This is a genomic window from Ignavibacteria bacterium, from assembly GCA_015709655.1.
In the GTDB taxonomy this organism is placed as follows: domain Bacteria; phylum Bacteroidota; class Ignavibacteria; order Kapaibacteriales; family Kapaibacteriaceae; genus OLB6.
On record CP054181.1, the window covers coordinates 2,062,045 to 2,075,060 of the forward strand.

The following is a 13,016-nucleotide window of genomic DNA, read 5'->3' on the forward strand; positions in this document are numbered from 1 at the left end:
GGGATTTATTATGACAAAAAGAATACTTCGCCTTGGTTTGGTAATGCTCCTGTGCAGTGCGTTACTATGGACAGCGCTTCCCGCGCAAGCCCAGATCACCAGACAGGTCTCGTATCAGGGTCTGCTAACGCAGCCCACCGGTTTGCCGGTAGCCGACGGACAGTACCAACTGTACTTCAGGCTATTCGATGCAGCCACCGGCGGAAACCTTGCCTGGGAAGAAACACAGGCTAACGTACAGGTTACGCGGGGTCTGTTCAATGTGTACTTAGGCAGTGTACAGTCACTTGCCCCGATAACCTTTGACACCCAGTACTGGCTTGAGGTGGGCATTGTGGGCTCCGGGCCCTTTGAACCCCGCACCAGACTGGCAGTTGTGCCCTATGCCATCCATGCAGAGCATGCCGATGTTGCACACAAACTGTCGGACGATGCCTCGGGCTTTGTGAAAAGTCTGAACACGTTGCAGGGCGACGTCCACATTAAAGGCGAAGGCGGTATCACCGTAACATCAAGCGGCGATACCATTGTGCTGAGCAGCAACATTGTTGTGAATGCCATTCAAACCATTAACTCGCCTCAGGGAACGGTGGCCATAACAAATCCCAATGGCCCCACCACCAGCGTGGATGTTGCCGACGGCGGTATAACCTCCAACAAACTGGCCGATGGAGCAGTAACCTCCATTAAGCTGGCAGTGAATTCTGTTGGAACCACCAACATTCAGGACGGAGCAATAACACTTACCAAAATTGCTCCCGGTGTAATCCCGACCACACTGCCACCCAGCGGTCCTGCCGGTGGTGACCTTACAGGTACCTATCCCAACCCGACAATTGCACTGAATGCCGTGAACTCGGCCAAGATTGCCGACGGCTCTGTAAATACTGCCGACCTTGCCGACAACTCGGTATCAACGGCTAAGCTGATTGACGGATCGGTAACCACATCAAAAATTGCAGACCTCTCGGTGACCAACGCAAAACTGCAACCGAGTGGTGTAACAGCCGGTACCTACGGTTCTGACCTGCTGGTACCAAGAATTACGGTTGACGACCGCGGTCGGATCACCTCCGTAACCCAGGTGTCGATCCCCGACATCCCATACACCGGCCCTGCCGGCGGTGATCTTACCGGCACCTATCCCAACCCCGTGCTCAAGCCCCTTATCGTCACCAACGATAAGATTGCCAATGGTGCTATTACCAACAGCAAGCTGGGCGTGAACTCGGTAACATCATCGAACATTGTTGACGGTACTATTACCGCCGCCGACATTGCTCCTGGTGTAATTCCTACCACGTTACCACCAAGTGGTCCCGCCGGCGGTATTCTGGCAGGTACCTATCCCAACCCGTCACTTAACGTTACCCAGGGCAACCAGGTAATGTCGGCCATCAACGCCGGTACCACCACAACCCCGCTGAGCGATGCCCGTTTAAATAACGTTGGCACCCCGGGCACCTACGGGAGCGTTTCTCAAATTCCGATCATCACCACCGATGCCAAGGGGCGGGTAACCAATGTTGCCACGGCAACACTCGGACCGTCCACACCAACCGGCCCTGCCGGCGGTGACCTGACGGGTACCTATCCCAACCCGATGATTGGCAATGGTAAGGTTACCAATACCAAACTGGCTGCAGATGCTGTAACATCTGACAAGGTTCTTGACGGAACGATTTCAACTGATGATATTAAGGACGGTACCATTGGCGCCGTTGACATTGCTCCTGGTGTTATCCCCACCACTCTGCCGCCCAGTGGCCCTGCCGGCGGTGTTCTTGCAGGAACATACCCCAATCCGGATCTGGCAACCACATCAGGCAATCAGGTCCTGGCAGCATTAAATGCCGGTACAACCACCGGTACCTTAACCGATGCACGCCTGAGCAATGTTGGTACTGCCGGCACCTACGGCTCATCGTCACTTATTCCGGTGATTACCACCGACGCAAAGGGCCGCATTACCGGCGTTACCACAACAACAATTTCATCGGCAACGCCAAGTGGTGCTGCCGGTGGCGACCTTACAGGCACATACCCCAACCCGGAAATTGGCGCCGGCAAGGTAACCACACCCAAGATTGCCGATGGTGCTGTAACAGAGCAAAAACTTGCTACCGGTGCAGTAACATCCACAATCATTCAGGATGGTACAATTCAGGCAGGCGATATTGCTTCGGGCGTTATCCCAACAACATTACCGCCGTCAGGCCCGGCAAGTGGTGATCTTGCAGGCTCCTACCCGGCACCAACAATTAACGTGAACGCTGGCAACAGCGTTCTGAATGCCTTAAATACCAGTGCCACCGGTACCATCAACCTGTCACGCTTTGCACTCTCCGGTGTTACACCCGGCACCTACGGTAACGGAACTGCCGGCATGGTACCAAGTCTGCAGGTTGACCAATACGGTAGAATTACCACCATCGTAGAACAGGCAATTATGAATGCCATCCCTGCAGGCCCCGCCGGCGGCGACCTTGCAGGTAACTATCCCAACCCGGTATTAAACCCGACGGCAGCAGCCGGTGGCCGTATGGTAACCGGTATTCGGAACACCTACCTAAACGGTAACACCGATATTAACACGCCAAACAACGTTGTTGTTCTGGACAATTCAGGTAGGCTCCCGGCCGCAAACGGTTCGCTGATTACCAACCTTAACGTCAATAATGTCACCTCAGGTGTCCTTCCCATCCAGTATGGCGGTACAAACTCCGGTTCATCACTTGTTAACAACCGGCTGATGTGGTCAAGCAGCGGTCAGATTGTTGAAGCTCCACCGCTCTCGGCCGGACAGTTCTTTATTGGCACGTCACCAACAACGGCTCCGGCAGGTGGTACCGTTGTAGCAGGTAACGGTATCAGTGTTACCTACACTGCACCAAACCTTGTGGTAGCCAGCACCAGCGCCCGTATCCTTCCGGGATCGGCAGATAACCAAACAGTACGCTGGGATCATCTGAACCAGCAATGGGTACCCAACGCAAACATCACCGGTACGGCAGCAGGCCTTCTCACGGCAGCCGATCTTGTTGTAACCGGCACAACAAATCTGCAGGGCAACAGCTCGGTAGGTTCCAACGCCAATACCATGAACGGTTTTGGTACAGGTGCCAATGCCAATAATACCATTGGTTCGCCAACGGCAACCAACAGCATTCACGGTGTAACCAACATCAACACCCTGACCAATGCAGCAACCAATATTGGTAACATCTCAAATCCTGCTTCAAGCACAACAATCAGCGTTGGCTCTGCAGGCAACCTTACACTGAACGGTATCGTCAATGGTCCGCCAAGCAACTTCCTGTTCCTTGATGCCTCGAACCATGTACGGACCGCAGCCGCATCAGGTCTGGCACAGGAAGGCATCGTCTTCGAAAACAGCGCCTTCCGTCTGGGCGGCACAACAACAACAGCAAATCCATTCCTGGTTGACCGGTTTGTTAACCTGGACGTTCACCGTTTAACCTTTACACGCCTTGGCGGTACCGGTGAAATGATGTTTATGGATGCCGGCAGCAATGAACTTCGGGTTACCGCTGCTACCAACATCAATACAATCGGAGCACAGCTCACCACCATCGGTTCGCCAACGAGCAACACCGTTATTGGCGGTCTGCTGGATCCGCGCGGCATTATCCAAAACACAGTGGGTGATGTTGTCATCCAGGACGTAACAAAAATTATCGGCGCAACCGAAATCAACGTCGGCACCGACTTCGACACCCGCATCGGCAATCAGCCGGGTACGGGTGCAGGCGCACAAAACTTAATCATGGCAGTGGGTCCGACAACCGGTGAATACTACATGCACAACATGAAGACCGACGCTACGCCGCTGTACATGGTAACAGAAAACTCACTTGAACAAGTCAAGAAGAAACTGCTGGCCGACATGGCCGACGAAGGCATCCAGTATCAAAACGGTGCCTTCCGCCTGGGTTCGGGTGCTTCCACACCAAATCCGACAGAAACCAAACACTATCTGGAAGACAGATATGTAAACCTGAATACCTTCGGCATCAACTTTACCGACGGCTCGCTTGGTAACCCGGGCACAACCTTTGTACAGTTCGATGGCGATAACGGCGGTGCCCCGCTGGTAACTGTAGAAGCACTCTCAAACATTAACACCGTGGGTGCCTTTAACACCAATATTGGTAACAGCACCGGTACAACCACCATCATGGGTCCGACCTTTGTAAACAATACCGGTAATGACTATACCCAAATCGGTAACGGCACCGGCGGTACCGGCAACGTAGGTATCGGAGAACCGGCAATCGGAACACACCTTCTTTCAATTAACGGTATTCCTCAAGTAGCAGGTACGGCAACGCCAAACGTTCGCATTGACCACCTGGGTGGTGATGCCTATACAACAGCGTATGTTGACAATACTACCAACGGTGTGCTGACGGCCGATGCCAACGGCGACATGATTAAGTGGGATGAAAATACATTCCTGAATCCATTCGCATGGCGAGTGATTGGTAATAACCATCCGATTACAGATGGCGTTAATAACCTGATGGGTACGCTAACATCTGACCATGTACACTTCATTACAAACAATCTTCCTGTAATGACGATGTCCGGCACCGACCAGACACTCGGTATTGGCGCACTGCCCACGGGAACCTTCCAGGTAGAAGTAACAAACAACGTTGCATCGAATGGACTCGGCGTTCAAACCACTGCAGCGAACGGCGTCGGCTTGTCTGCATTTGCATTAAACTCCGGCGGCGTAGCAATCACTGCCGATGCATCTGATGCCGGTGTCGTTGTTGGCTCTGTCACTTCACCAATTAACGGTGCAGAAATCTCTGCTACCGGCATTGGTGTTTTAATACCTGGTATAAGCGGCTCTACGCCTACAATAGGCATCTCGATGGATAATGTTTCGAATACATCACTCCTTATCACCAACGGTGCAACAGCTATCGACGCTGAAGGCGATGTGTACATTAATGATAATTATTTTGGCAATGTAGAGATTAATGCTCAAACAACGTCAGGGGGCTATGTTGCACTTGGCAACGGTACGGGTAGCGGTTCAACAAACGTAGGTATAGGCATGGTACCGGGTTCAGGCTACACCTCTAGTCATTCCACACCTTACACCGCAAATCCTGTTCTTGATGTTAATGGCGATAACCTTGGAACACCGAACGTGCGTCTAGCCTCGCTTCAAACAGCTTCTCCGACAGGGTTTGATGTCTTGATTGACAAGATTGTCATTGCCGATAACAACGGCGTCCTCCGCTCATTTGCACCGGCAGCCGAACAAGGCGTCTCCCTTGCAAACGAAGGAGGCAACACCCGCTGGCGTCTTGGCGGTTTGCTAAACACCGATGTACCATTTACCGCACACCGCTTTGTAAACCTTAACGCAAACAACTTAACATTTACCGCAAATGCCGGTGCAAATAATCTTGTAACCCTTACCGGCGGCGCCAACGGTGCAGTAGGTATCGAATCGTACGGTACCGGCTTGGTAAACATCAATGCAAATGGTAACGAAGGAACTCAAATTGGTAACGGTATTGGTTCCAACGGCAACGTAGGTATCGGTGAAGCAGCCATTGCTTCGCGCCTGCTCACCATCAACGGTACAGCTCAAACAGCAGCGGTTGCAACGCCAAACGTTCGCATTGACCACCTGGGTGGTGATGCCTATACAACAGCGTATGCTGACAATACTACCAACGGTGTGCTGACGGCCGATGCCAACGGCGACATGATTAAGTGGGATGAAAATACATTCCTGAATCCATTCGCATGGCGTGTGATTGGTAATAACCATCCGATTACCGATGGCGTTAATAACCTGATTGGTACAATTTCAAACAACCCGATTCACTTCATTACAAACAATACACAGCATTTCACACTGTCAGCAACAGGTGCTCTAACACAAGAAGCAAGTGCCGGCCAGGTAACCTTTACCGGCAACGTTGACGCAACCAACGGCTTGGATGTCACGAACGCAGACCTCACCGTTGGCGGTACGCGCTTCACCGTTGATGATGCAACCGGTAACACGCACACTGATGGTGATCTTGATGTTGATGGCAACACCACTCTTGGTGATGCTCCAACGGATACACACACCATTCTTGGCGTAACCAGCGTAAACGTAACCGGCAATGCGACAACGCAGCTTGGCAACGGTACGGGTAGCGGTTCAAACGTTGGTATCGGCATGGTACCTGCAGGACCGTATTCATCGGGTCACGGTGTTCCGCTTGTTGCAAACGTTGTATTGGACGTTAACGGTTCTGCCGGAACTCCGAACGTTCGCATTGCATCGCTGGGCGCAGCTTCTGCACCAATCTATGATGCTACAATTGACCAGTTCGTAATCGCTGATAACAACGGTGTACTCCGCGGCTTCAACCCGGCAGCCGAACAAGGTGTATCACTTACGCCTGAAGGCGGTGCAACCCGCTGGCGCCTTGGCGGTTTGGCAAACACCGATGTACCATTTACGGCTAACCGCTTTGTAAACCTTAACGCAAACAACTTAACATTTACCGCAAATGCCGGTACAAATAATCTTGTAGCCCTTACCGGCGGTGCCAATGGTGCAGTAAGTATCGAATCATACGGTACCGGCTTGGTAAACATCAATACAACTGGTAACGAAGGAACTCAAATTGGAAACGGTACCGGTGCTAATGCCAACGTTGGTATTGGTGAAGCAGCCATTGGAACGCACCTGCTCACCATTAATGGTACACAACAAACAGCAGCAGTTGCCACACCTAACGTACGTATTGACCACCTAGGTGGTGCTGCCATCACAAACGCATACGCACACCCCGATGCCAATAACGGTATCCTGACGGCCGATGCAAATGGCGACATGACCAAGTGGGATGAAGCTACTCTCATTGGCACATTCGCATGGTTGCGCACAGGTAACACCATTACTGACGGAAATAACATCCTGGGTACACTGAATGGAACAGGTATTGACATTCGCACGAACAACACCACGCACTTCACCCTGACCTCTGGCGGGGCGCTAACACAAGCAGCATCCGCAGGTCAGGTAACATTTACCGGCAATGTTGACGCAACCAACGGCCTGGATGTCACGAACGCAGACCTCACCGTTGGCGGTACGCGCTTCACCGTTGATGATGCAACCGGTAACACGCACACTGATGGTGACCTTGATGTTGATGGCAGCACCACTCTTGGTGATGCAGCAACCGACAGCCACACCATCCTTGGTGCCACGAATATCAACACCACGCTTACAGCAGCAACTACAATCGGTAGTGCAACAGCCGGTACATTCTCGGCTCAGAGTGCAACAACCGTTGGCTTAACAGCCGGAACAACGGCAAACATCGCCTCGGCAACTACCAACGTAAATACCGGTTCAGGTAACGTAAACATCGGCAATGCTGCCGGCACAAACACCGTGCTCGGTTTAACCAATATCAATGCAACCGGTACTGCCTCGACCCAAATTGGAAACGGTACCGGTGCTAATGCCAACGTTGGTATTGGTGAAGCAGCCATTGGAACGCACCTGCTCACCATTAATGGTACACAACAAACAGCAGCAGTTGCCACACCTAACGTACGTATTGACCACCTAGGTGGTGCTGCCATCACAAACGCATACGCACACCCCGATGCCAATAACGGTATCCTGACGGCCGATGCAAATGGCGACATGACCAAGTGGGATGAAGCTACTCTCATTGGCACATTCGCATGGTTGCGCACAGGTAACACCATTACTGACGGAAATAACATCCTGGGTACACTGAATGGAACAGGTATTGACATTCGCACGAACAACACCACGCACTTCACCCTGACCTCTGGCGGGGCGCTAACACAAGCAGCATCCGCAGGTCAGGTAACATTTACCGGTAATGTTGACGCAACCAACGGATTGGATGTCACAACTGCAGACCTCACGGTGGGTGGTTCAAACTTTACGGTTGCACCCGGAACCGGTAACACAACAATAGCCGGTACACTGGGCGTTACCGGACTCTCAACACTTGGTGCCACAACCGTTGTTGGAGCAGCCAACATTAACGCATCTGGAACAGCAGTTACCAACGTTGGTACAGGTTCAACCGGTGCTGTAACCATTGGTAACAGTGCGAACACAGTTTCGATGGGTGCTGTAACCACGTTTGGTCGGGCAGTGAATGTACAGGTACAAACAGTAACCGCAAACGTGACACTAACAGATGCAGACTATGTTGTGATCTGTAACAACACTGCTGATATTACAGTAACCCTACCCGCAGCAGCCGCCGGACGCATGTTGGTTATCAAGTCGGCCAACACAAATAATGTTACCATCGACCCACCGGGTGCCGTAACGGTTGACGGTGTAGCAACGATTACCATAGCCGGTGGCGGTAACACATCCCGCACACTTGTAAGCGATGGTACAAACTGGTTTGTAATTGGTAACTAATAACGACGAAAATTGAAAGGCAAACACATGAAAAACAGAATACTAAAATTTCTTTCCGGTTTTGCTGCAGCCGCACTCGTCGTTACCACGGCCATTGCACAACAGCCAACCCAGATTCAAGTTCACAATATCAATGCCGGTGCTGTAGGCGGCACCTGGCTGTTAAAGCCCGGTACTGCACCTACGGGATTGCATAACATTGTGTTTCCAAATTCCGGTGGCACTTTGGTTGTGTCGCCCACGGGCACACTCACCCCAAGCCGGTTAATGGTTACCAATGGCTCTGGTAATGCCGCCACATTGGATTTAGGGTCAGGGGGCCTGGTCTATGGTGTCGGCAATGTGCCTACTGTATTAACAGCAGGAGCACCAGGCACAGTACTCCAAATGAACAGCTCCGGTACGGCACCCGAATGGGTACGTGCTAGTAACCTTGCCTGGCTGCTGGGCGGGAATACCGTTGCCGATAACAACCAGACAATTGGTACCAATAGCAACCACGATTTTAATATTGAAACCAATGGAACAACACGGTGGACAGTTCCTGCAGCCGGCGGGTTAACCCAAACCGGTACGGGTGCTATTACCCTCGCTGGTGATATTGCTGCTACCGGAAGTACCAATATTGGCGGTTTAGACAAAACCCACTCAATTAGCGGAAGTCAAATAAGTATTTTGGGAAATGCAACAGCAGCCGCTACGATATCGCTCAGTACCGGAACCAATGCTCTTAGCAACTTGAATGTAACTTCACCTTCTGTAGGAATTAACAATCTAAACCAAGCTGGTCAAACTGTTATTGGTTATAATACTGGTAGCACAAATAATCAGGTAACCATTCAAGCTTTTCAAAACAACATGATCGGTGATTTCAACATTCTCACAGGCAGAACCCGGATCAACTTTGGCGGTTCAGCGATGACAGAAATTGCTACCAACAGTGCTACTGGAAACGTACTCGTTGGCAATAGCAGCAATACTGTAACTATAGAAGGTGGTACCAACACCATTACCGGTACAACCAACATTAACACCGTTAATACAGGATTGGTAACCACCATTGGGTACAACGTTGCTGGTAACGCTCTGACTATAAACTCACCTACCATCACCGCCCCCAATATCCCTGCCGGTGCCGCTACCGACAACTTAGTAACCGTAGATGGGTCAGGTAATCTCCGCACAACCAGTGTTGCAACCATGCTTGGCAGTAGTGCCTGGGTAAATGGCGGTAACAGCTTTGGCACAACAGGTACACTGGGCACCAATGACACTTATGAATTAAACATTGAGACCGGCGGAACAACACGCTGGACAGTTCCTGCAGCCGGCGGTTTAACGCAAACGGACGCAGGTGCAATTTCGCTGGCCGGAACAGTTACTTCTACCGGAAGCACAAACCTTGGCGATAATGCTGCAGACGTGCATACAATACTCGGTGTAACCAATATCAATACGTCACTTGCTGCTGCTACTAACATTGGAACCGGTACTGCCACCGGTAACGTAACCATTGGCAATACCGCTAACACCACCACACTTGGCAGCAAGGTAGTTGTAGGTGCAGGGACCGCACAGACAGTATTGAATGCAACCCTTGCCGCATTTGATGCATCGTACGTAAAGGTTACATCAACGACCGCAACATTAGGTGACTACATCACGATGCCGGCCGGTACCACCGGACAAATCGTCTATGTTGAAGTCATTAACAATGGTACACAAACGCTGAACATTCGTAACGAAGACAATGTTGCTGTACTTGGATCTGCCAATTCAGGCCAAACCGTCTTAGTTACCGCAATCCACAACGGCACTAAGTGGCTGCTCGTATCAATAACTGGTCAGCCATAAGCCCCTTAACACAGAATAACACTTACCAACACACTATCAATTGGATGTTGTATGAAGAAACTGAATGTTCTCGCGACAACGGTCATCACGCTGCTGGTAGCCTCGGCCGCCATTCAGGCTGGAGGTCCGCCTGTATCGCCCCGGCAATGCGCTCGACAGCTTGTTGCCGATATGCGTAACTGTGGACGCCAGGGCGAACCTGGTGCGGTTGACCCGTCAAAATCCGGAAAAGGATTTGCTGTCACCAGTGCAAAGGATGCAAATACCACCCAGAGTGAAACTCCCGGAGCGTCGTGCCGTGCTACAGCACTGACTAATTATTACGAATGCATGGGCATGGTGGAAGTTGTAAACCCGGGTGAAAAACCGGAAAAACCAACCGTTACCACAACGGAGAAGAAAACTGCTAAATAATTATTGAAAGGGGCTATGCCATGTGCTCACGGTCTGCTTCCTATCTTTTATTAACAATCCTGCTTGCTGTTGGCACTGCCACAGCTCAGCGGGTTGTTACCAGCGGTATCATGCTGCACAATGGCAGCAGTATCGTAGAAATCCGGAATCCAAACACCTCGGGCAACTTTGTGCTTAAGTTGCCCGAGATTCCTACCCTGGCGCCCGGACAGCAGATGGTGCTGCAACTTATGGCGCAGGGAACCGATACCGGCACGGTTCTCTCGTATGATGTACCAGCTACATCGCAGACGTTATCGTCTGCCGACGCATCGGTATCACCCACGTCCAGCCAGCCGGCCCCCTCGGTGATTCACGCTCTTACCGAACTCGACCTTCCGGTTATTGAGCCAACCGGCAGCTTTATTGCCCGCGTTGCCGTCCCCGGTATTCGCGCCGGTGCCGCAATCACCGTATCACCTGCCGGCGAAATGAATAGTACGTTGCACCCGGCATACGCCTGGGCCCCCATCGACTGTGTGGTGATGATAAAGTTTATGAATTCAGGGAATGCCCCCCAGGACCTTGAACCAATGCAGTTCGCAGTGGGCGGGATAAACCCGTAGGGGCGACCCTGGCCCTCCCGGGTCCCTCCCCCAACCCTGCACCCCCGCCAGCGAATCACAAAACAACGCGTTAACCGTAGGGGCGGCCCCATGTGGCCGCCCGGCGTATGGTGGCCCCGCGTAGACACCCGTCCGCAAACATCGTAAAAAACGAAACGAAAAAAATGTGGACCGTACGGGCGGCCCGACCCCACCCCCGGCCCCCTCCCCAAACGCGCACGCGCGTTTAGGGAGGGGGAGCAGGTTTATAAAATTTTGGATATGCAAATCCGTACGGGCGGCCCCATGTGGCCGCCCGGCGTATGGTGGCCCCGCGTAGACACCCGTCCGCAAACATCATAAAAAACGGTACGAAAAAAATGTGAACCGTAGGGGCGGCCCCACGTGGCCGCCCACCCGAATGGCGGTCCCGTGTGGGCGCCGCAAACATCATAAAAAACGGAACGAAAAAAATGTGAACCGTAGGGGCGGCCCCGCATGATCGCCCACCATACCACGTAGGGTCGCCCGACCTAAAAAATCCATATTTCTACGTACGTAAAATCATTACAACACTTTAATTATAACCTCTTACTTTCGGGTACTTAATAAAGGGGCTTGGACAGGAGCCAAGCACTCTGCTGTTTTTCATAGGGAGAGTACGTATGCAAATTGCACTACGATGTATTGTTGCCGGTATCACACTACTGTTTTTAGGAACTGTCGTACAGGCACAGACGCTGATTGGCGGGAAGATCCAATTGTTTAGTAGTGGTGCAACGTCGCACACGCTAATAATAACACCGCCGGTTCTAAGCGGTAACGTTACCTACACACTGCCAACAAGCAGCGGAACATTGCTGGTAAACAGTGGTTCGGGCGTATCAAACGCCTGGCTGCTGGGCGGGAATGACCTGTCGGGTCCGGCAGACAACAGAATTGGATCCACAACGGCGCATGACGTTGTCCTGATTGCAGGCACCGGAGCAGCCCCTGCTAATGACAGACTTACAATACTCTCCGGCACAAATGCCATTACCAACCACGATGGCGGCGAGCTCCGCTTTGCCGAACCAACCGCCGGTGGCTCGAACTACTCTGCCTTTAAGGCCGGTACCCAGGGGAATGATATCACCTACACGCTGCCTGCAGCCACACCCGGTACAAATGATGTGCTTACGGCCACGGCCGTATCGGGGAACGATGTAACTCTCGGATGGGCAGCACCTAGTGGTGGTGGAGGGTTGACACCTGTAACAGTAGAGAAAAGTAGCAACCAGATATTTAGCAATAATGGATATGCTAATGTTACAGATCTTGGATTTACAATGAAGCCGGGTAAGTTTTATAAATTTACCATTGTGTTAGAGATGACAAAGAATAATGTTGGCGGAAATGCAGTTGAGGGTCAACTCGAGTGGGGTGGTACACCAAATACTTCAGTTTTAAACTATGTAACCTCACTTGGAGAAACTGGTACAAGAACTACAGATAATCAGGACATTGCTTATATTCCATCAGCGGGACAGCAGACTGTAACAGAAAGAATAACTGGAATTATAATGTATTCAGGGACTGCTAATTCAAACTTCCAGCTTAGAATGCGGCGCTCCGCTGGTGGTGGTGCTAATAGTCGAAACTTAGTTATCAACGCAACTAACTCGTATATCACTTACTACGAGTTGTAGGGTACT

At 51.6% G+C, this 13,016-nt stretch carries 5 protein-coding genes; all 5 read left to right on the top strand.

Annotated features, from left to right (window positions below):
• The first annotated feature begins 10 nt into the window (after positions 1-10).
• The 5 genes from HRU79_08320 to HRU79_08340 all read left to right on the top strand — a co-directional run bounded on the left by HRU79_08320 (position 11) and on the right by HRU79_08340 (position 13,010).
• Positions 11-8,470, top strand: a complete 8,460-nt coding sequence (locus tag HRU79_08320; GenBank protein ID QOJ26651.1) for a hypothetical protein — start codon at positions 11-13, stop codon at positions 8,468-8,470.
• A 27-nt stretch (positions 8,471-8,497) separates the two neighbouring features.
• Complete coding sequence (locus tag HRU79_08325; GenBank protein ID QOJ26652.1) at positions 8,498-10,324, top strand: hypothetical protein; 1,827 nt, start codon at positions 8,498-8,500, stop codon at positions 10,322-10,324.
• Positions 10,325-10,375: 51 nt separating this feature from the next.
• A complete protein-coding gene (locus HRU79_08330; GenBank protein ID QOJ26653.1) occupies positions 10,376-10,738 on the top strand; it encodes a hypothetical protein in 363 nt (120 codons plus the stop codon).
• 20 nt (positions 10,739-10,758) lie between these two features.
• Positions 10,759-11,343 carry a hypothetical protein gene (locus HRU79_08335; GenBank protein ID QOJ26654.1) on the top strand — a complete coding sequence of 195 codons (585 nt, stop codon included), beginning with the start codon at positions 10,759-10,761 and terminating at the stop codon, positions 11,341-11,343.
• A gap of 644 nt (positions 11,344-11,987) precedes the next feature.
• On the top strand, positions 11,988-13,010 hold the full coding sequence (locus HRU79_08340) for a hypothetical protein (GenBank protein ID QOJ26655.1): 1,023 nt from the start codon (positions 11,988-11,990) through the stop codon (positions 13,008-13,010).
• The last annotated feature ends 6 nt before the right edge of the window (positions 13,011-13,016 follow it).

Bases quoted from the DNA above. Each gene is read 5' to 3' on its own strand.
- HRU79_08325 (QOJ26652.1), top strand. From the start codon at position 8,498: ATGAAAAACAGAATACTAAAATTTCTTTCCGGTTTTGCTGCAGCCGCA.
- HRU79_08330 (QOJ26653.1), top strand. From the start codon at position 10,376: ATGAAGAAACTGAATGTTCTCGCGACAACGGTCATCACGCTGCTGGTA.
- HRU79_08335 (QOJ26654.1), top strand. From the start codon at position 10,759: ATGTGCTCACGGTCTGCTTCCTATCTTTTATTAACAATCCTGCTTGCT.
- HRU79_08320 (QOJ26651.1), top strand. From the start codon at position 11: ATGACAAAAAGAATACTTCGCCTTGGTTTGGTAATGCTCCTGTGCAGT.
- HRU79_08340 (QOJ26655.1), top strand. From the start codon at position 11,988: ATGCAAATTGCACTACGATGTATTGTTGCCGGTATCACACTACTGTTT.